Below are 17,535 nucleotides of genomic sequence, written 5' to 3' on the forward strand. Positions count from 1 at the left end.
GGGCTTCCAGTCACTGGAAGGTCAAGAGGTCAACTGCCGCGATATGTCGAATAGCTGTAGGGCGAGAGCAGCAGGGGCACGTGGTAGTGGCTCTCTTCTGACATGGTGAAACGGATCGGCACATCATCGAGAAACAGCGTGCCCTCCTCTCCCTGCATGGTCGCGCGCAGGTAGTGGCCGGCATGGAAGACTAGCTCGTAAGTGCCCGTTTCAAAAGCCTCTTTCGGGAGCATCGGCGCATCCGTTCGGCCATCCTCATTGGTGACCGCCTGGGCAATGCCCTCGCGTTCGCCGCCCTCTCCGATGCGGAACAGCATGATCACGAGGCCCTCTGCGGGGACGCCGCGGGCGGTGTCGAGCACGTGGGTGGTGAGATATCCCGCCATGGGCTTTCCTTTCGTGGTTGCGCAGGGCCAGAGTAGCAGGCGGGCGGGCGGAAATAACCCTTCAATGTGACCGGCCCGCGCGGTTAAATCGGGCTGGCGAAAGGAAGTGAGATGGCAGAGCGGATCACGGCAAAACCTCTTACGGCAGAAGGGTTTAGGCCCTTTGGTGACGTGATCGAGCCGGAGGGGGCGCCGGACAAGTTAATCAATGCTGGCCTCTGCGGGCGGTTCCACGACCGGGCGCGGCTGGACTTTGGCGACGGGCGGGCCGGGCTTTCACTCTTCGATGCGGAGGCGCGGGACTGGCCGCTGAGGGTGGATCTGGTGGAGCGTCACCCGGAGGGGAGCCAGGCGTTCATGCCTGTTTCGGGGGCGCGGATGATCGTGGTGGTGGCCGAGGATAAGGGCGGGATTCCTGTGAATTATCAGGCCTTTGTCAGCGATCCCGGGCAGGTTGTGAACCTGCTCAGGAACACGTGGCACGGGGTGCTGGCGCCCCTTGGCGAGCGCGGGCAGTTTGCCGTTCTGGACCGGATCGGAGAGGGGGCGAACCTTGAGGAATACCCGCTCGATCCGCCGCTTTGGGTGGAGCCCGGCGAGGGCGTTTGACTGCGCTTTGGCGCACATCAGCGAGAAACCGACCCATTAACCTTCAAAAATGCTGATGCACATCTGATGCACATCCCATGCACAACTGATGCATACGCGATCTGGCCCAGTCACAAACCTTAACGGGCCGCACGCGCGGTGCCGCGGACGCCCCGCTGCCCCACTCAGGCGCCCATCCGCTCGGCCATGTCGAGCATCCGGGCGGAGAAGCCCCACTCGTTGTCATACCAGCCGAAGACACGGGTCAGCCCGCCCGCGACGGAGGTTTCGCGCGGGGCGACGATGAGGCTTTCGGGGCGGGCACGCAGATCGGAGGAGACCAGCGGCTGATCGGTGCTGCCGATGATCGGGCCACGGGCGTCGGAGAGGGCGGCGTTGACCGCCTCGGCAGTGGTCCTTTCGCGGGTGCTCACGGTGAGGTCGATGGCGGAGACGGAGGCGGTGGGCACGCGGAGCGCGCGCGCCTCAATCCGGCCCGCGAGGCCGGGCAGCACCCGGTCGATCAACCGGGCGGCGGAGGTGGTGGTGGGCACCATCGAGAGGGCGGCGGCGCGGGAGCGTTCGGGCGCCTTGCGCGGCGCGTCCACCGTGGGCTGGGCGCCGGTGTAGCAATGAACGGTGGTCATCTGCCCGGCCTCGACGCCGAAGGCCTCGTCGAGCACGCGAAGCAGTGGCGCGAGGGCGTTGGTGGTGCAGGAGGCATTGGACACGATCCGCTGGCCGGAGAGCGCCTCGTCGTTCGCACCCATGACCACGGTGACATCGGCCTCGTCGGAGGGGCCGGAAACCAGCACCGAGCGCGCGCCCGCCGCCAGCCCGCGCTCGGCCACGAAGCGCTTGCCGGCGAGGCCAGTGCATTCGAGCACCACGTCGACGCCGGAGAGATCGAGCGTGGAGAGGTCGGGCGTGGCGGTGAAGCGGATCGGCTTGCCGCTGACGATGAGCTGCTCGGGGCCGGTCGAGACCTCGCCCGGCCAGGGGCCGAAGACGCTGTCATAGGCGAAGAGGTAGGCGCAGGTCTCGATCGGCTCGATATCGTTGATCAGCGCGAGGGTGATGCCGGGCCGTGAGGCGAGGAGCTGGCGGAGGACGGTGCGACCGATCCGGCCGAAGCCGTTGATGGCGATGGTGGTCATGGGGGGCTCCGACTCGGGGGCAGGTTTGGCCGGAGGCTGCGACGGGCGCACGCCGGGGGCAACCCCTGCCCTGTCAGGCGGTGTCGAGCCGGAACTTGAGGAAGCTCTGGCCGGCGTGGGTGACCTCGCCCACGGGGGCGGCCCCCAAGCGGCGGAGCGCCGAGAGGTTGCGGCGGGAGGGGGCGAGCAAGAAGGTGACGAAGGGGATGCGCGGATCGTTGCGGGCGTGATCGAGCGCCTGCGCGGCGATGCGCAGGCCCTGCCCGAAGGCGGCGGGGGTGAGGACAAGGCCGAAATCCCACTCGTCGCCCTCTTTCTGGAAGCCGCCCCAGCCGATGTAGCTCTCGCCGTCGAGAAAGGCCCAGTGGCCGAGGCCATCGCGCACCCATGTCGCCTCTTTCGCGGCGACGAAATCGGCCACGTCATCGAGGGTCCACGGCTGGGTGAGCAGCGGCAGGTGGTCGGCGATGCGCGGGTCGTTCATGTGGGCGAGCAGCAGGTCGGGGGCGATCTGGGGCAAGCGGGTGAAGGTGACGGGCATGGGCGGCTCCGGTTGGCTTAGCGATGGCGTAGCGGGGCAAGGCCGGGGGAGGAAGCCGGTGCGGGCCAGTATGACGGGGGTGTGATGGGGGATTGCGCGGCGTGCGCGAATCGTAATATTAAAAGTTACGATTAAGCGGAGGCGCGGATGAAACGCGACAGCAGACTCTCGATGGTGCTCCATGCGCTGCTGCACATGGCCGATCATGCGGGCCCGATGAGCTCTGAGGTGCTGGCCAAGTGCATGTGCACCAACCCGGTTGTGGTGCGGCGCACGATGGGGCTGCTGCGCGAGGCCGGTCTGGTGCGGGCGACGCGCGGCGCGGCGGGCGGCTGGGAGCTGGCGGTGCCCTTGGAGGGCGTCACCCTGCGGCAGCTGCACGAGGCGCTGGGGGAGCCGACGGTGTTTGCCATTGGGCACAAGAACGAGGCGCCGGGCTGCCTTGTGGAGCAGGCGGTGAACGCGGTGATGGACGATGCCTTTGTCGCCGCCGAGGCGCTGCTGCTGGAGCGGTTTGCCGCCGTTACGCTGGCCGATCTGGCTAAGGAATTCAGCGCCCGGTTCGCGGCGCACAGGTCCGGCGCGAAGGCCGGGATAGCAAAAGGATAACCCCATGACATTCGATGCGATCGTGATCGGCGGTGGCCCCGCCGGCCAATCTGCTGCGCTCCAGCTTCTGCGGGCGCGGCGCTCAGTGGCCATTGTGGATGCAGGCCAGCCCCGCAACGCGCGGGCGGCCCATGCGCAGGGCTTCTTCACTCGCGACGGCACGCCGCCTGCGAGCCTGCTGGAGATCTCGCGGGCGCAGCTGGAGAAATACGGAACGCTTGAGTGGGTCGAGGGCGAGGCGGTTGCAGCCGAAGGCCAGATCGACGGCTTCCGGGTGGCGCTGGCCGGGGGCCGGGTGCTGGAGGGTCGGCGGCTGGTTCTGGCCACGGGCGTGAAAGATGACTTGCCGGAGGTCGAGGGGCTGGAGCCGCTTTGGGGGCGGCAGGTGTTTCACTGCCCCTACTGCCACGGCTACGAGCTGGAGCAGGGCGACATTGGCGTGATTGGCAGCTCGGAGCTGGTGGTGCATATGGCGGAGCTGATCACCGAGTGGGGCGAGGTGACGTTCTTGCCCTTCGGGTTCCTGCCCGCGCCGGAGCAGGCGGCGGCGATGGAGGCACGGGGCGTGCGGGTGGAAGAGGCGGCGCTGGTGCGGCTGGAGGCCGGGCCGGTGGCGCATCTGGCAGACGGGCGGGCGCTGAAGTTCGACGGGCTCTTTGCCGCGAGCCGGGTCTGGCCCGCCTCGCCGATTGCGGAGGCACTGGGCTGCGCGGTGGAAGAGACGCCGATGGGCGGCATGGTGGCGGTGGATGCGATGGGCGCGACCAGCGTGGCGGGCGTATTCTCCTGCGGGGATACGGCGAAGCAGCCGCATTCGATCGCGCTGGCCGTGGGGCAAGGGGCTTTTGCCGGGGCGGCGGTGCATCGGAGTTTGGTGTTCTGAGCCGCGCGCGCCGCCCTACGGGTGGTGCGGAAGCGGGGCGTGGCGGTTCACGTCCTTGTAGAGCAGATAACGGAACTGCCCCGGCCCGCCCGCGTAGCAGGCCTGCGGACAGAAGGCGCGGAGCCACATGAAATCTCCCGGACCGACCTCGACCCAATCGGTGTTGAGCCGGTAGGCGCCCTTGCCCTGCAGCACGTAGAGCCCGTGCTCCATGACGTGGGTTTCAAGGAAGGGAATGCAGAGGCCCGGGTCGAGGGTGACGATGGTGACGTGGAAATCGAAGGCCATGTCGGCCGGGTCCATGAACCGCGTGGTGCCCCAGAGGCCGCCCTCGGCGGGCATCGGGACCGGCTCGATCTCGGCGTCGTTGCGGTGGAAGAAGGCGGGCGGCTCCACGCCCGGCGCGGGCTGGTAGCGCTTGCGGAACCAATGGAAGACGGCAACCTCCTCGCCCTCTGCGGTGAGGCTCCAGCGTGCGGAGGGGGGCAGGTAGGCAAAGCTGCCGGGGGTCAGCAGGTGGGTTTCACCGCCGATATCCAGCCGCGCCGCTCCGTGGGTGAGAAAGAGCGCCGATTGCACCCCTTCCTCGCCCTCGTCCCGGTCGGTGCCGCCGCCGGGCGCGACCTCTGCCACATATTGCGAGAAGGTCTCGGCAAAGCCGGAGAGCGGGCGGGCCAGCACCCAGAAGCGGGTTTCGCGCCAGCCGGGCAGGAAGGAGGTGACGATTTCGCGCTGCACGCTCGCCGGGATCACCGCGTAGGCGGTGGTGAAGGCGGCGGAGGAGGAGAGCTTTTCGGTCTGGGGCGGCATGCCGCCGGGGGGGCGGGCGTAGGTGCGGGTGGTCATGGCGGTCTTTCCTGAGGTGGGCCTCTGGTAGCACCGGGCGGGGCGGGCTGGAAAGCCCCCTGCCCCGCGTCAGCCGATGGTTCGCGCGCGGGCGGTGGCGGCGGAGAGGCCCTCGGCGATGAGGCCTGCGAGCGGCGAGGCGCGCATGGCCTCGAGCCCGGCGGCGGTGGTGCCGGCGTAATCGACCATCTCCTGCACGTGCTCGGCGGGCGTGGGGCCGGTGGCCATCATCCGGCCTGCGGCGAGGAAGAGCTGGCGGGTGGCGGCGAGGGCGGTTTCAGGCGCGACGCCCTCGCTCTCGGCGTAGCGTTGCACCGCCTCGGCGAAGAAGGCGACGAAGCCGGGCACCGGGCCAGTGATGGCGGTGAAGACATCGAGTTGGGCTTCGCCCGGCAGTTCAGCTGTGGTGCCGAGGGCGGAGAAGAGTTCGGAGGCCAGCGCCTTGTCGGCCCCCGTGGCGCCGGGGGCGGCGGTGAAGGGGGAGAAGGCGAGGCGGTCGCCGGCGGCGGGGGAGGACATGGCGCGGATCGTGCGGGTGCTGCCCGTCAACTCGGTGAGGCGGGCAAGGGTGATGCCGGCCATGGTTGAGAGCACGGGCTTGGCGGTGGTGATCCGGAGGCCGGGCGCGGCAGCGGGCGGGACGCAGAGCAGGAGCGCGTCGGCCTCTGCAGCGGCCTCGGCGGGCGTGGTGGTGCGGCAGGGCAGACCCTCGGGCGCGGCGCCGGTGGTATTGGCGAGGATCAGGCGCGCGGGCGGGTGGCCCGAGGCGATGAGGCCACGGGCGATTTCGCGGCCCAGCATGCCGGTGCCGATGAGGGCGAGGGTCGTTTGAGCGAGTGTCATGAAGCCTCCGTGCGATGCGCCTCCCCTGCCCTAGCGGAGGGACGCGGCTTGGGGAAGCGCGGCGGCAAGCCCGGCCAAGGACCGTTACCAACCGGCGGTTGTGACTATTTTTTGATCATTTGGTCAGAAATTTGCTGCCAAGGGCTCGGCCGCGCGTGAATTTCATTGACCGGACGGGGGCAACGGGCGGACGCTGGAGGGGAAACAGAGGATCGAGGACGCCGTGGCAAACACACTTGCAACCACTTTCACTGGACTTGAGTTCGTTAACCCCTTCGTGTTGGCCTCGGCCCCGCCGACGGAGAGCAAACGGAAAATCCTGAAGGCCTTCGAGGCCGGTTGGGGCGGCGTGGTAACCAAGACCATCGGCCTGCACCCGGTGGAAAACGTGGCCGGGCCGAAGACGATCTACCAACGGACCAGCGAGCAGAAGCCCTATGTGTCGCGGATGAAGCGGCCCGACACCGTTTCGCACTCGTCGTGGAACTGGGAGCTGATCTCGGACCAGCCACTGGAGCAATGGCTGCCCGACCTCGAAGAAATCAAGACCACCTACCCCGACCGCATGGTGATTGCCTCAATCATGGCCGGCTGCGGCAACGAGGAGGAGATGGAAGCCTGGCGCAAGCTGGCGCGAGCCGTGGTGAATGTGGGCTGCGACGCGCTGGAGCTGAACCTCTCCTGCCCGCATATGGACCGCAAGGACATGGGCGCGAACATCGCCAATGACGAGGACATCATCCGCGCCATCCTGAAGGCGGTGAAGAGCGCGGTGGATGTGCCTGTCTGGGTCAAGCTGACGCCCGCGACCTCGACCCTCGTGGATGCCGCCGGGGCGGCCTATGAGGCGGGCGCGGCCTCGATCTCGCTGTGCAACACCTTCCCCTCGCTGCCGCTGATGGACCCGGAGACGCTGAAGTTCGAGGTGGAGGTCGACGGGCTCGTCACCTCCGGCGGGCTGGGCGGGCTGGCGATTTTGCATCAGGCGTTGCAGCGGGTCTCGGACATTTCGCGTGCCTATCCCGATCAGTCGATCTCGGGGATCGGCGGGATCAAGGGCTTCCGCGAGGCGTTCAACTTTATCGTCCACGGCGCGGGCAACCTGCAGGTTTGCACGGCGGCGATGGAAGAGAAAGGCAGCGGCGGCGTGGGCGTGCAGCTCATTCAGGAGCTGAAGGACGACCTGAGCGACTACATGGAGCGCATGGGCCATTCCTCGATCGAGGATTTCCGGGGGATCGCGCGGGAGCGGATCGTGGAGCACGCGCAGGTGCGCCGGAAGAGCGAAGAATACAACGGTGGCTACGCGAAGTCCGCCTGAGGCGGGGTGAAGGGCGCGGTGTGGCGGGGCGAGTCCCGCCCTACACGCTGACCTCTGCCATGAGCGCCGACTTCTCGATCTCGCCACGGGCACCGGAGGCCCGCACCTCGCCACGGCGGAGCACCACGAAACGGTCAGCGAGGTTGTAGGCGAACTCGAAATACTGCTCGACGAGAATGATCGCCATATCGCCCCGGTCGCGCAGATATTCGATCACCTTGCCGATCTGCTGGATGATGTTGGGCTGAATGCCCTCGGTCGGCTCGTCGAGCAACAGGAGCTTGGGCTTGGTCATCATCGCGCGGGCGATGGCGAGTTGCTGCTGCTGGCCGCCGGACAGGTCGCCGCCGCGACGGCCGATGAACTCCTTGAGGATCGGGAAGAGCTCGAAGACCTCGCCCGGGATCTCGTGTTCCGAGCGAGGCAGGCAGGCGTAGGCGGTTTCGAGGTTTTCCTTCACGGTGAGCAGCGGGAAAATGTCACGGCCCTGCGGGACGTAGGCGAGGCCGCGTTGGGCCATTTCGTGGGCAGGGAGCTTGCCGATCTCGGTGCCGTCGAAGGTGACGCTGCCGCCGGAGCGGGCGTGGGTGCCGGAGATCGCCTTCATCAAAGAAGTCTTGCCGACGCCGTTGGTGCCCATGACGCAGGTGACTTCGCCCTGCCGGGCCTCCATCGAGATGCCGTGCAGGATCTGGCTGTGGCCGTAGTGCAGGGTGAGGCCGTCGAGTGTGAGCATGGCGGGTTTTGGAGATTCAGCGGCCAAGGTACACCTCGATGACTTCGGGGTTGGAGGTGACGTGGTCGAGCGAGCCTTCGGCCAGCACCGAACCTTCGTGCAGCACGGTCACCTTACATTCGAGCCGCCGGACAAACTCCATATCGTGCTCGACGACCACGACGGCGCGGGTTTTGGCCGCTTCCTTCAGGATGTCGGTGGTGTGCTCGCGTTCGGCGAGGGTCATGCCCGCCGCCGGTTCATCGACCAGCAGGAGGCGGGGTTCCTGCGCCAGCAGCATGCCGATTTCGAGCCATTGCTTTTGCCCGTGGGAGAGCTCGCCGGAGGTGCGCTCCAACTCGTCCGCAAGGCCGATCTCGGCGGCGAGTTCGACCACGCGGTTCTGGTCGGCCTTGGAGGGTTTCCAGAACAGGACGGAGGACCAGCCGCGCTTGTTTTGCAGTGCCATGGTGAGGTTTTCGCGGACCGATTGATCCTCGAAGACCGTGGGCTTCTGGAACTTGCGGCCAATGCCGGCCTGGGCGATCCTGGCCTCGTTCATCCCCACGAGGTTGCGGCTCATCTCGCCCCAGATCACCTTGCCCTCGTCGGGCTTGGTCTTGCCGGTGACGATGTCCATGAAGGTGGTCTTGCCGGCACCGTTGGGGCCGATGATGGCGCGCAGCTCGGCCTCTCCGATGTTGAAGCTGAGGTTCCGGATGGCCTTGTAGCCATCGAAGGTGACGGAGATGCCGTTGACTTCAAGCAGAGTGCTCATTGGCCCTCCTCCTCTCGCTTGGCGCCTGCGTCAGGGCCGTAGTCCGCCCCGTGGCGGTTGGAGGGCAGGCGCGCGGTGACGAGGTCGAAGAGGCCGCCGATGCCCTTGGGGGCGAAGAGGGTGACGAGGACGAAGGTGAGGCCGAGCAGGACCGTCCACCAATCGACCCAGCTGATGGTGTAGAAGCCGAGCGGGATGTCGGGGGCCTGACCGCCGGTGAAGTAGGTGCTGACGAGGCTGACGAGGGCCGCGCCGATGACAGCGCCGTAGAGCCTGCCGCGCCCGCCGATGGCGACCCAGACGGCGAGGTAGATGGAGGCGATGGGGGCGATTTCGGCCGGGTTGATGATGCCCGCCTGCGGGTAGTAGAGGGCGCCCGCGATGCCCGCGATGCAGGCGGTGAGGGTGAACATGGCGAGCTTGTAGGTTTCGACCGAGTAGCCGAGGAAGCGGACGCGGGCCTCGTTGTCGCGGATGCCGCGGATGACCGAGCCGAACTTGCCGGAGACAACGAAGGCGGCGAGCAGGTAGCCAAGGCCAAGGGCCAGGGCGGAGGCCCAGAGGAACCAGATGGAGACGACATCCTGGCTTGCGGTGATGCCGGGCAGGTTTTGCAGGCCGGAGAGGCCGTTGTTGCCGCGCAGGCCGGAGTCGTTCTGGAAGAGGTAGAGCGCGAGGGCGAGGGTCATCGCCTGGGTGAGGATCGAGAGGTACACGCCGGTGACGCGGGAGCGGAAGGCGAGCCAACCGAAGACGAGGGCGAGCAGGCCCGGCACGGCGACGACGAGGATGAGTTGCAGGGTGAGGCTGTGGGCGAAGGACCAGATGAGCGGGAATTCGGAGGAGCCGACCACGCCGAAAATCTGGGTGCCGATGGAGTCGATCACCTCTTGAGGGGTGGGCGGGATCTGCTGGGCGGCCATGCTCTCGGTGACGATGAGGCGGGTGCGCTCATACATCAGCCACATGCCGATCATGTAGCCGCCGAGGCCGAAGAAGGCGAAATGGCCGAGCGAGAGGATGCCGCAATAGCCCCAGATCAGGTCCATCGCGACGGCGACGAGGCAGAGGCAAAGGGTCTTGCCGAGGGTCTTGACGAAACTGGTGGAGATCAGGCCGAGGCCGAAGCCTTCGGAGGCGATGGTGACGGCCACGGTGAAGAGGCCGAGGCAGGCGAGGAAGACGAGGATGGAGGGGTTACGGGCGATGAAGGAGCGGCTCATGCGGTCGCCTCCGGGGCGGAAAAATCTTCACGAAGATTTTTCGGACTGGGGTGGCAAAAGTTTTCTTGAAAACTTTTGGGCGCGGGGAAGATTTTTCGTGAAAAATCTTCGGCTTGGCAGCCGCCGGATTGGTCCAGCGAGAGGCGCGGCGGGATGCGGGGGGTGCGAAGGGTCAAACCAAACATCGCTCAATCCCCCGCCGCGCGGCCTTTGAGGGCGATGATGCCCCTTGGCCGGAATTGGATGAAGATGATGATGAAAATGATCATGTAGGTCTGGGCCGCCAGCGTGTTGGAGGGGTTCAGCCATTCGATGCCCTTTTGCAGCGAGCCGATCATGCCCGCACCGAGCAGCGTGCCCCAGATGTTGCCGACGCCGCCCACGACCACGGTCATGAAGCTCTGCACAATGTAGTCGGCGCCAAGCTCGGAGGTGACCTTGGCGTAGAGGCCGATTGCGACCCCGGCGATGCCGGCGATGCCGGAGCCGAGGCCGAAAGTGAGCATGTTCACGCGGCCGGGGTTGATGCCCATCGAGGCGGCCATGCGGGGGTTTTGGGTGACGGCGCGGGTCTCCAGCCCGAGGCGGGTCTTCTTCATCAGGAAGAGGAAGAACAGCAGGAAAACGATGGCGAGCACGAAGATGGCCACGCGGATCATCGAGATGCCGACGATCTCGTTGATCTGCCACTGCCCGTCGAGCCACCCGGGGGCCGTGAGCGGGCGGGCCTGGGTGCCAAAGATGTTCTTGGCGAGCTGTTGCAGGGCGATGGAGATGCCGAAAGTGGCGAGCAAGGTTTCGAGCGGGCGGTTGTAGAGCCAGCGGATCACCAGCCGCTCCATTGCCACCCCGGCGGCGAAGGTCACCGCGAAGGCCAGCGGGATGGCGACGATGATCGAGACCGTGTGGTTGGGGATCATCTGTTGAACGACGTAGCCTGTATAGGCGCCCATCATGATGAACTCGCCGTGGGCCATGTTGATGACCCCCATCACCCCGAAGGTGATGGCCAGCCCGATGGCGGCGAGAAAATAAATGGAGGCGAGGGAGAGCGCGTCGAGCCCCAGATCGAGCGTGGTGTTCAGGCCGACCTTGGCGTCGATCGAGCGGAGGGCGGCATTGGCGGACTCGGTGACGAAGGGCGATGGCTCGGCGTATTCCTCGTAGAAGGTGAAGCGGGCGAGCGCGGCGTCGATCTCGGCTTCGGTGGGCGCGGGGGCGACGGTGCCGGCCTCGACCAGCGCGGCATAGGCGCGCTCGCGGGCCCCTATGGTGTTCAGCTCAGAAAGCGGCACGCCGCCCACGGCCCCATCGGCGATGTTGGCCTGCAGCGCGTTGCGGCGGTCGGAGGGCTCGATGCGGGCGGGCAAGTCGGCTGCGGCGGCGGCCATATCGTAGGCGGCGTTGCGGGGCAGTTCCTCGGAGCCAGGGCGCAGGGTGCGGGCGATATTGCCCGTGGGTTCGCCCTCGGCGGCCTTGAGGGTTGTGGCGACCAGCGGATTGAGCGTGGCGCGGGTGTCGACGTTCAGATCACCTGCGACGCTCTCGATGGCGGCGATCCGGGCATCTTCATCGGCGCCGAAGGAGATGGTGAGCAGGGTCAGGAGCCGCTGCTTTTGCGCCTTCAGCGCCGGGCTTGGCTCTTCGTCGATGGAGGCGGCGAGCGGCTCGAGGTGCGAGGCGTCGGGGTTGCGGGAGATGGCGGTGAGCGCATCCTGCCGCCGGGCGGCGTTGGGATCGAGCAGTTGGAAGCGGACAAGGGCAGAGGCGATCAGCCCGCGCACGCCTGAGTTGGGCTTGAGGTTATCGACCTCGCCAGACGGCACCGGCTCCAGCGCTTCGCCACTGTCGAAATCGGTGAGGATGATCGTGCGGTCCGGCCCCTTCTCGCCCTTGAAGAACCAGCCGTCGCTTTCGCGCTGATACATCTCGCGGGCTTCCCAGACCTGCAGAACCTGCTGCATGCCCTCCAGCCCGGAGCCTGCCAACCCGTCGATCACCGGCTGGATGGTGCGGCGGGAGGGTTTGGCGAGGTCGGCGGCGTGCTCTTGAAGCAGCGTCTGGATCGGGCCCATCTCGGCGGGAGCGGCTTGGGTCGCCTCATCGGCGGGGGTGTCGAGGGTGCTGTCCTGCGCCAGTGCGGGCGCGGAGAGAGTGAGGGCGCAGAAGAGCGCCAGAGCCTGCAAGGCCTTGATCATGCTGGAATGTCCCACCGCGCGTTGTCCCCTTGGGCCGGAGGGGGCAGCGCGTGCCGCCCCCTCCGCTGGCGTATCGGGCGGCGCCGAAATTCAGCGCCGCCCGGAAGAGCCTGATGGCTCAGTAGTTGCTTTCGATCTGCACGCAGGTGGAGGTCTCGGTGTTGTACATGCCGCACTCGAGATCTTTCCAATCCGAGGTCAGAACAGCCGACTCGGGCAGGAAGTCGGTCCATGCATCGCCGGGGACCGGATCGGTCTCGGAGATGATGTCGAACTGGCCGTCTGCGCGGATTTCACCGATGAGCACGGGCTTGGAGAGGTGGTGGTTCACCCCCATCACGGCGGTGCCGCCGGTCAGGTTGGGGAACTCCTGGCCCCACATCGCCGCGCGCACGGCGTCCACATCGGTGGTGCCGGCCTCGGTGGCGGCGTTCACCCACATGTTGAAGCCGATGTAATGGGCTTCCATCGGGTCGTTGGTCACGCGGTCCTCCGAGCCGATGAAGGCGTGCCACTTGGAGATGAAGTCGGCGTTGGCCTCGGTGTCGGCGGACATGAAGTAGTTCCACGCGGCGAGGTGGCCGACGAGGTTGGAGGTGTCGAGACCGGCGAGCTCTTCTTCCCCCACGGAGAAGGCCACGACGGGGATGTCCTCGGCGGAGATGCCCTGAGCGGCCAGTTCCTTGTAGAAGCCGATGTTGGCGTCGCCGTTGATGGTGGAGATCACGCCCACCTTCTTGCCGTCCGCGCCCAGCGCAACGACGTCGGACACGATCTTGGACCAGTCGGAGTGGCCGAAGGGGGTGTAGTTGACGAAGATATCCTCGGCGGGGATTCCCTTGTCCTTCAGGTAGGACTCGAGGATGTTGTTGGTTGTGCGGGGATAGACGTAGTCGGTGCCCAGCAGCGCGAATTTCTCGACGCCCAGCTCTTCGAGGTAGTAGTCGGTGGCCGGGATGGCCTGCTGGTTAGGCGCGGCGCCGGTGTAGAACACGTTCTTGGAGGATTCTTCGCCCTCGTACTGCACCGGGTAGAAGAGCAGGCCGTTCAGCTCTTCGATCACCGGCAGCACGGATTTGCGGCTGACGGATGTCCAGTTGCCGAAGATCACATCGACCTCGTGGACGGTCAGCAGCTCACGGGCCTTTTCGGCGAAGAGCGGCCAGTCGGAGGCCGGATCGACGACCACGGCTTCGAGATCGCAGCCGAGCAGGCCACCGGCCTCGTTCTGGCTGGCGACGAGCATTTCCATCGTCTCTTTCAGCGTGGTTTCGGAAATGGCCATGGTGCCCGAGAGCGAGTGCAGCACGCCGACCTTGATCGGGCAGCTCACCTCTTGGGCAGAGGCGGCACCGGCGGTGAGGCCGAGCGCGAGCACGGATGCAGCGGTTTTCTTGAAAGCGGTCATTTTATCCCTCCGTTCGGGGTGTGTGGCCGGCAAGGGCGACACGCGAGCAGACCCCGAAGCAAGTTCCTGTTGATGTTGGCGCGGGGCTGCTGCCATGTCCTCACCGGCGGCGGCTTGCGCACCCGATGCGGTGCGTCTCAGCGTGCTCCGGGCGGGGACATGCTTTGGAGCGGCGCGGTTCCGGCGCAATTTCGGGATTGCAGAAAACAGGTGTCCGCCCCGCATTGATTAATTTCGCGGCAGAAATCCGAGCATCCGCCCAGAAATTCAGCAGGCAACTTGACCCGGCGGCAGGATCGCCGCTCACTTGTGGTCAGCCGGAACGCTGCGTGGTGAAAACATCGGCAGGAGATATGCGTGGGGGCAGCCATTACCATTGAAGGCGAGATAGGCGCGGCGCGGGCGAAGCAGCCGAGGGCCGTTGGTGCGGCGCGGGTGACGGCGCGGCCCGATGCCCGTGGCGGCGGGCGGATCGGCGAGTTGCGGATGTCGGGCGCGATGAAGCTGCTCTTCCCCCGACGCGCGGGCGCCTTGCAGGCAATGCTGCTCAATTCGGCGGGCGGAATCACCGGGGGCGACAGGTTTCGGCTTGAGGCCGGGGCCGAGCCGGGCGCGGCGCTGAGCCTCACCACACAGGCCGCAGAGCGGGCCTATCGCGCCCAGCCGGGCGAGGTTGGCGAGGTATCGGTCCGGCTGAGCGCGGGCGCGGGGGCCGGCCTACACTGGCTGCCGCAGGAGACGATCCTGTTTCAGGCCTGCGCCCTGCGCCGCCGCCTGCGGGTAGACTTGGCGGAGGATGCCAGGCTGCTGCTCTGTGAGCCGCTGGTCTTTGGCCGCACGGCGATGGGCGAGCACCTGACCGAGGGCTGGTTCAGCGACCGGGTCGAGGTGTTTCGGGGCGGCGAAAGGCTCTTTACCGATGCCACGCGGCTGGAGGGCGATATCAGCGCCCGGCTTGCGGGCCCCGCAACCGGCGCGGGCTGCCGTGCCTCGGCGCTGGTTGTCTATGTCGCCCCCGATGCCGAACACCAGCGCGATGCGCTCCGTGCCGCTCTGCCGCAAGACGCTCTGGCGGGCGCCTCGCTGATTGCGCAAGATGTGATGGTGGCCCGATTCCTCGGCCCCGATGGTTTTGGCCTGCGCAAGCTCCTCATGCCCGCGCTGGACCGGCTTTCGGGCAATACCCTTCCACGATCCTGGAGGCTCTGAACCCATGCAACTCACCCCCCGCGAAAAGGACAAGCTCCTCATCGCCATGGCCGCAGAGGTGGCCCGCAAGCGGCTGGCCCGCGGCGTAAAGCTGAACCACCCCGAGGCGATTGCGCTGATCACCGATGCGGTGGTGGAGGGCGCCCGCGATGGCCGCTCGGTCGCGGACATGATGGAGGCGGGCGCGCAGGTGGTGAGCGCGGAGCAATGCATGGAGGGGATCGCCGAGATGATCCACGAGGTGCAGGTGGAGGCGACCTTTCCCGACGGCACCAAGCTGGTGACCGTACACAACCCCATTCGCTAATAAGGACCGAGACATGAAATACATCGCCGCCCTGCTGGCCACCGCCACACCCGCCCTCGCCCACTCCGGCGCGCACCTGCACCCGCATGAGGCCAACTCGGCCCTGCCGCTGATGGCCGCGCTGGCGGTGATCGTGGCGGCGGGCTTCGCGGCCTTCCTCTGGAGCCGCAAATGACCCCCGGTGAGGTGATCACCGCGGAGGGCGATATCGAGCTGAACGCCGGCCGCGAGGCGATCACTCTGATGGTCGCCAACACCGGCGACCGCCCGGTGCAGGTGGGCAGCCACTACCATTTTGCCGAGACCAACGCAGCGCTCGACTTTGACCGGGACGCCGCGCGGGGCATGCGGCTCGACATCGCCGCAGGCACCGCCGTGCGGTTTGAGCCCGGTCAGGCCCGCGAGGTGCAGCTGATTGCGATTGGCGGCGCGCGGAAGATCTATGGCTTCAACCAGAAGGTCATGGGAGCGCTCGATTGACCCCGATGTTCAACCCCAGTGCCCTGCTGCGGCTGCAAATGCAGATGGCGATCATGACGATGGAGGCCAGCGCCGTGATCTGGATGCGGATGATGGGCATGGCCGGCACGTGGAACGTGGCCGCAGGCGAGAACGGGCGGATGGTGCGCGAGAAGCAGCGGGCCTTTGCCAAGGCCGCGCAGGAGGCCTCGGTGGCCGCCATGCAGGGCCGTAACGTGGGGGCAGCCGCGCTGCGCCCGCTGCGCCGCAAGACTCGCTCCAACGTGGTGCGGCTGGCTCGGAGGGGGCCGAAGCTGAGGTGAAGGGTTAACGGGAGGACCAACCAGAAAGGGAGTGCCCAAGATGTGTAACGCGTGCCTGATCGAGAATGTCCGCAAGACGGCGATGAACCGCCGGTCCTTCTTTGCCCGGAGTGCCGCCGCGGGGGCGGCCGCGGTGGCCGCCGGGGCGATGGCCTCGCGCCCTGCCCTCGCCCAGTCGAGCGGCAAGGTGGTGGACCTGACCTATACGCTCACCCCCGAGTTCCCGACCTTCGACGGATTGCCGGGGATCGAGTTTGCCTCCGACAAGGACTATGCCGCCGATGGCTACAAGATCTGGAAGGTCTCGTTCTTCGAGCATTCCGGCACCCATATCGACGCGCCGGCCCACTTTGCGGAAGGCACCGACACGGTGGACATGCTGCCGCCCGAAAGCCTGATGTGCCCGCTCTGCGTGATCGACCTCAAGGCCAAGGCCGCCGAGGAGCCGAACGCGATGGTGGAGCCGGAGGATATCGAGGCATGGGTTTCGGCCAATGGCGAGATCCCGGAAGGGGCCTGCGTGGCGATGAACTCGGGCTGGGGCGCGAAGATGGGCGATCCGTCGTTCCGCAATGACGGCGAGGGGAACTTCGCCTTTCCGGGCTTTGCCAAGGCGGCGACGGACATGCTGCTGGAGATGGGCGTGGCGAGCATCGGGGTGGATACGCTCTCGCTCGATCCGGGCAACTCGGCGGATTTCGCGGTGCATTACTCGTGGCTGCCCGCCGGGCGCTACGGGATCGAGAACATGGCCAATCTGGATGAGGTGCCGGCGAGCGGGGCGACGCTCTTTGTGGGCGCGCCGAAGCATGGTGGCGGCACCGGCGGGCCGGCCCGCGTGATGGCGGTGGTCTGAATGGCGACGGTGCCCCTTTTGTCCGACGATGAGCTTTCGCCCCGGGCGGCGGCGGTTTTTGCCGCGATCCGCGAGGCACGGGGCACCGACTATGTGAACAACTTCTGGCGTGCCCTCGGCCATGACGAGGACGCGCTGGAGGAGACATGGGCCAAGCTCTCGGTCCTGATGGGACCGGGGGCGCTCGACCCGCTGGTGAAGGAGATGATCTACGTGGCGGTGAGCACGGCGAACGGGTGTTCGTATTGCGTGCACAGCCACACGGCAGCGGCGAAGGCCAAGGGGATGAGCGCCGAGATGCACGCCGAGCTGGTCCGGGTTATCGGGGCGGCGATGATGACCAACGGGATGGTCACGGCAATGCAGGTGCCGGTGGATGAGGTGTTTGATGCCAATGGCGCTTGAGGGCTCTTGCCGCTGTGGCGCCGTGCGGTTCTCGCTGCAAAGCCACACCCCGGTGCCCTACCAGCTCTGCTATTGCACCATCTGCCGGAAGACCGGCGGCGGGGGTGGCTATGCGGTCAACCTTGGTGGCATCGCTGAGACGATGGAGGTCGAGGGCCGGACGGCGGTGTATCGGGCCGAAATCGAGCGCGGCGGGGTTTGCGAGGTTTCCACGGGCGAGCGGAACTTCTGCGCGGCCTGCGGCTCGGAGCTGTGGCTCTATGACCCGACATGGCCCGAGCTGATCCACCCTATGGCCAGCGCCATCGACACCCCCCTGCCCCCTGCCCCGGCCCGCGTGCACCTGATGCTGGCGGACAAGCCCGACTGGGTGCCGCTGAACGCGGGGCCGGAGGATGAGTGCTATGACGGATACCCCGCGCTCTCGCTGGCCGACTGGCACCGAAAGCACGGGGTCTGGGCGGCATGAGGGCGCGGGTG

General features: G+C 67.0%; 23 protein-coding genes. 12 read left to right on the plus strand and 11 right to left on the minus strand.

Features of this window, described 5'->3' with window-relative positions:
• Nucleotides 1-29 precede the first annotated feature (29 nt).
• Nucleotides 30-386, minus strand: coding sequence for a hydroxyisourate hydrolase (uraH, locus tag KUV38_RS11125; RefSeq protein WP_222470110.1), 357 nt, complete (start codon nt 384-386; stop codon nt 30-32).
• Nucleotides 387-497: 111 nt separating this feature from the next.
• Here uraH and KUV38_RS11130 point away from each other — a divergent pair, with 111 nt between their 5' ends.
• Nucleotides 498-995, plus strand: coding sequence for an ureidoglycolate lyase (locus tag KUV38_RS11130; protein ID WP_222470111.1), 498 nt, complete (start codon nt 498-500; stop codon nt 993-995).
• Between the two features lie 164 nt (nt 996-1,159).
• On the opposite strand, the gene KUV38_RS11135 is transcribed toward KUV38_RS11130, so the two are convergent.
• Nucleotides 1,160-2,131, minus strand: coding sequence for a type I glyceraldehyde-3-phosphate dehydrogenase (locus KUV38_RS11135; protein WP_222470112.1), 972 nt, complete (start codon nt 2,129-2,131; stop codon nt 1,160-1,162).
• Nucleotides 2,132-2,204: 73 nt separating this feature from the next.
• Complete coding sequence (locus KUV38_RS11140; protein ID WP_222470113.1) at nt 2,205-2,672, minus strand: GNAT family N-acetyltransferase; 468 nt, start codon at nt 2,670-2,672, stop codon at nt 2,205-2,207.
• Nucleotides 2,673-2,819: 147 nt separating this feature from the next.
• Between KUV38_RS11140 and KUV38_RS11145 the strand changes: the two genes are divergently transcribed.
• Together KUV38_RS11145 and KUV38_RS11150 are read left to right on the plus strand one after the other, a co-directional pair.
• Complete coding sequence (locus tag KUV38_RS11145) at nt 2,820-3,281, plus strand: RrF2 family transcriptional regulator (RefSeq protein WP_222470114.1); 462 nt, start codon at nt 2,820-2,822, stop codon at nt 3,279-3,281.
• A 4-nt stretch (nt 3,282-3,285) separates the two neighbouring features.
• On the plus strand, nt 3,286-4,164 hold the full coding sequence (locus KUV38_RS11150; RefSeq protein ID WP_222470115.1) for an NAD(P)/FAD-dependent oxidoreductase: 879 nt from the start codon (nt 3,286-3,288) through the stop codon (nt 4,162-4,164).
• Nucleotides 4,165-4,179: 15 nt separating this feature from the next.
• Here KUV38_RS11150 and KUV38_RS11155 read toward each other — a convergent pair whose 3' ends face one another.
• Complete coding sequence (locus KUV38_RS11155) at nt 4,180-5,010, minus strand: bifunctional allantoicase/(S)-ureidoglycine aminohydrolase (RefSeq protein ID WP_222470116.1); 831 nt, start codon at nt 5,008-5,010, stop codon at nt 4,180-4,182.
• Between the two features lie 69 nt (nt 5,011-5,079).
• Entirely contained in the window at nt 5,080-5,853 is a 774-nt protein-coding gene (locus KUV38_RS11160; protein ID WP_222470117.1) for a pyrroline-5-carboxylate reductase family protein, read from the minus strand.
• A 223-nt stretch (nt 5,854-6,076) separates the two neighbouring features.
• Here KUV38_RS11160 and KUV38_RS11165 point away from each other — a divergent pair, with 223 nt between their 5' ends.
• Nucleotides 6,077-7,174, plus strand: coding sequence for a tRNA-dihydrouridine synthase (locus tag KUV38_RS11165; RefSeq protein ID WP_222470118.1), 1,098 nt, complete (start codon nt 6,077-6,079; stop codon nt 7,172-7,174).
• A gap of 40 nt (nt 7,175-7,214) precedes the next feature.
• On the opposite strand, the gene urtE is transcribed toward KUV38_RS11165, so the two are convergent.
• The 6 genes from urtE to urtA form a co-directional block, all read right to left on the minus strand.
• A complete protein-coding gene (gene urtE, locus KUV38_RS11170; RefSeq protein ID WP_222470119.1) occupies nt 7,215-7,910 on the minus strand; it encodes an urea ABC transporter ATP-binding subunit UrtE in 696 nt (231 codons plus the stop codon).
• A 16-nt stretch (nt 7,911-7,926) separates the two neighbouring features.
• Nucleotides 7,927-8,667: an urea ABC transporter ATP-binding protein UrtD gene (gene urtD / locus KUV38_RS11175; protein WP_213545114.1), complete on the minus strand. Its 741-nt coding sequence runs from the start codon at nt 8,665-8,667 to the stop codon at nt 7,927-7,929.
• A complete protein-coding gene (urtC, locus tag KUV38_RS11180) occupies nt 8,664-9,890 on the minus strand; it encodes an urea ABC transporter permease subunit UrtC (RefSeq protein ID WP_222470120.1) in 1,227 nt (408 codons plus the stop codon). The genes urtD and urtC overlap by 4 nt, the downstream gene beginning before the upstream one ends.
• Entirely contained in the window at nt 9,887-10,075 is a 189-nt protein-coding gene (locus KUV38_RS11185) for a hypothetical protein (protein ID WP_222470121.1), read from the minus strand. Before KUV38_RS11185 ends, urtC begins: the two co-directional genes overlap by 4 nt.
• 3 nt (nt 10,076-10,078) lie before the next feature.
• Nucleotides 10,079-12,088: an urea ABC transporter permease subunit UrtB gene (gene urtB, locus KUV38_RS11190; protein ID WP_222470122.1), complete on the minus strand. Its 2,010-nt coding sequence runs from the start codon at nt 12,086-12,088 to the stop codon at nt 10,079-10,081.
• A gap of 118 nt (nt 12,089-12,206) precedes the next feature.
• Nucleotides 12,207-13,496, minus strand: coding sequence for an urea ABC transporter substrate-binding protein (gene urtA, locus KUV38_RS11195; RefSeq protein WP_222470123.1), 1,290 nt, complete (start codon nt 13,494-13,496; stop codon nt 12,207-12,209).
• 357 nt (nt 13,497-13,853) lie between these two features.
• Between urtA and KUV38_RS11200 the strand changes: the two genes are divergently transcribed.
• Genes KUV38_RS11200 through KUV38_RS11235 form a run of 8 tightly spaced genes read left to right on the plus strand, consistent with a single transcriptional unit; the run spans nt 13,854 to nt 17,524 of the window.
• On the plus strand, nt 13,854-14,705 hold the full coding sequence (locus KUV38_RS11200; protein ID WP_315898618.1) for an urease accessory protein UreD: 852 nt from the start codon (nt 13,854-13,856) through the stop codon (nt 14,703-14,705).
• A gap of 4 nt (nt 14,706-14,709) precedes the next feature.
• The gene (locus tag KUV38_RS11205; RefSeq protein WP_222470124.1) at nt 14,710-15,012 is read left to right on the plus strand and encodes an urease subunit gamma; all 303 of its coding nucleotides are present in this window, start codon (nt 14,710-14,712) and stop codon (nt 15,010-15,012) included.
• Nucleotides 15,013-15,025: 13 nt separating this feature from the next.
• Nucleotides 15,026-15,187 (plus strand): hypothetical protein, encoded by a 162-nt coding sequence (locus KUV38_RS11210; RefSeq protein ID WP_222470125.1) that lies wholly within the window; start codon nt 15,026-15,028, stop codon nt 15,185-15,187.
• Nucleotides 15,184-15,492: an urease subunit beta gene (locus tag KUV38_RS11215; RefSeq protein WP_222470126.1), complete on the plus strand. Its 309-nt coding sequence runs from the start codon at nt 15,184-15,186 to the stop codon at nt 15,490-15,492. Before KUV38_RS11210 ends, KUV38_RS11215 begins: the two co-directional genes overlap by 4 nt.
• Before the next feature lie 5 nt (nt 15,493-15,497).
• Complete coding sequence (locus KUV38_RS11220) at nt 15,498-15,794, plus strand: antifreeze protein (protein WP_222470127.1); 297 nt, start codon at nt 15,498-15,500, stop codon at nt 15,792-15,794.
• Nucleotides 15,795-15,834: 40 nt separating this feature from the next.
• Nucleotides 15,835-16,650, plus strand: coding sequence for a cyclase family protein (locus KUV38_RS11225; RefSeq protein ID WP_222470128.1), 816 nt, complete (start codon nt 15,835-15,837; stop codon nt 16,648-16,650).
• A complete protein-coding gene (locus KUV38_RS11230; RefSeq protein WP_222470129.1) occupies nt 16,651-17,055 on the plus strand; it encodes a carboxymuconolactone decarboxylase family protein in 405 nt (134 codons plus the stop codon).
• A complete protein-coding gene (locus KUV38_RS11235; RefSeq protein ID WP_222470130.1) occupies nt 17,039-17,524 on the plus strand; it encodes a GFA family protein in 486 nt (161 codons plus the stop codon). The genes KUV38_RS11230 and KUV38_RS11235 overlap by 17 nt, the downstream gene beginning before the upstream one ends.
• Nucleotides 17,525-17,535: the final 11 nt, after the last annotated feature.

Source organism: Vannielia litorea (assembly GCF_019801175.1).
GTDB lineage: Bacteria > Pseudomonadota > Alphaproteobacteria > Rhodobacterales > Rhodobacteraceae > Vannielia > Vannielia litorea_B.

Coding starts and splice junctions, on each gene's coding strand:
- uraH (WP_222470110.1), bottom strand. CDS start 386: ATGGCGGGATATCTCACCACCCACGTGCTCGACACCGCCCGCGGCGTC.
- KUV38_RS11130 (WP_222470111.1), top strand. CDS start 498: ATGGCAGAGCGGATCACGGCAAAACCTCTTACGGCAGAAGGGTTTAGG.
- KUV38_RS11135 (WP_222470112.1), bottom strand. CDS start 2,131: ATGACCACCATCGCCATCAACGGCTTCGGCCGGATCGGTCGCACCGTC.
- KUV38_RS11140 (WP_222470113.1), bottom strand. CDS start 2,672: ATGCCCGTCACCTTCACCCGCTTGCCCCAGATCGCCCCCGACCTGCTG.
- KUV38_RS11145 (WP_222470114.1), top strand. CDS start 2,820: ATGAAACGCGACAGCAGACTCTCGATGGTGCTCCATGCGCTGCTGCAC.
- KUV38_RS11150 (WP_222470115.1), top strand. CDS start 3,286: ATGACATTCGATGCGATCGTGATCGGCGGTGGCCCCGCCGGCCAATCT.
- KUV38_RS11155 (WP_222470116.1), bottom strand. CDS start 5,010: ATGACCACCCGCACCTACGCCCGCCCCCCCGGCGGCATGCCGCCCCAG.
- KUV38_RS11160 (WP_222470117.1), bottom strand. CDS start 5,853: ATGACACTCGCTCAAACGACCCTCGCCCTCATCGGCACCGGCATGCTG.
- urtE (WP_222470119.1), bottom strand. CDS start 7,910: ATGCTCACACTCGACGGCCTCACCCTGCACTACGGCCACAGCCAGATC.
- urtD (WP_213545114.1), bottom strand. CDS start 8,667: ATGAGCACTCTGCTTGAAGTCAACGGCATCTCCGTCACCTTCGATGGC.
- urtC (WP_222470120.1), bottom strand. CDS start 9,890: ATGAGCCGCTCCTTCATCGCCCGTAACCCCTCCATCCTCGTCTTCCTC.
- KUV38_RS11185 (WP_222470121.1), bottom strand. CDS start 10,075: ATGTTTGGTTTGACCCTTCGCACCCCCCGCATCCCGCCGCGCCTCTCG.
- urtB (WP_222470122.1), bottom strand. CDS start 12,088: ATGATCAAGGCCTTGCAGGCTCTGGCGCTCTTCTGCGCCCTCACTCTC.
- urtA (WP_222470123.1), bottom strand. CDS start 13,496: ATGACCGCTTTCAAGAAAACCGCTGCATCCGTGCTCGCGCTCGGCCTC.
- KUV38_RS11205 (WP_222470124.1), top strand. CDS start 14,710: ATGCAACTCACCCCCCGCGAAAAGGACAAGCTCCTCATCGCCATGGCC.
- KUV38_RS11210 (WP_222470125.1), top strand. CDS start 15,026: ATGAAATACATCGCCGCCCTGCTGGCCACCGCCACACCCGCCCTCGCC.
- KUV38_RS11215 (WP_222470126.1), top strand. CDS start 15,184: ATGACCCCCGGTGAGGTGATCACCGCGGAGGGCGATATCGAGCTGAAC.
- KUV38_RS11220 (WP_222470127.1), top strand. CDS start 15,498: ATGTTCAACCCCAGTGCCCTGCTGCGGCTGCAAATGCAGATGGCGATC.
- KUV38_RS11225 (WP_222470128.1), top strand. CDS start 15,835: ATGTGTAACGCGTGCCTGATCGAGAATGTCCGCAAGACGGCGATGAAC.
- KUV38_RS11230 (WP_222470129.1), top strand. CDS start 16,651: ATGGCGACGGTGCCCCTTTTGTCCGACGATGAGCTTTCGCCCCGGGCG.
- KUV38_RS11235 (WP_222470130.1), top strand. CDS start 17,039: ATGCCAATGGCGCTTGAGGGCTCTTGCCGCTGTGGCGCCGTGCGGTTC.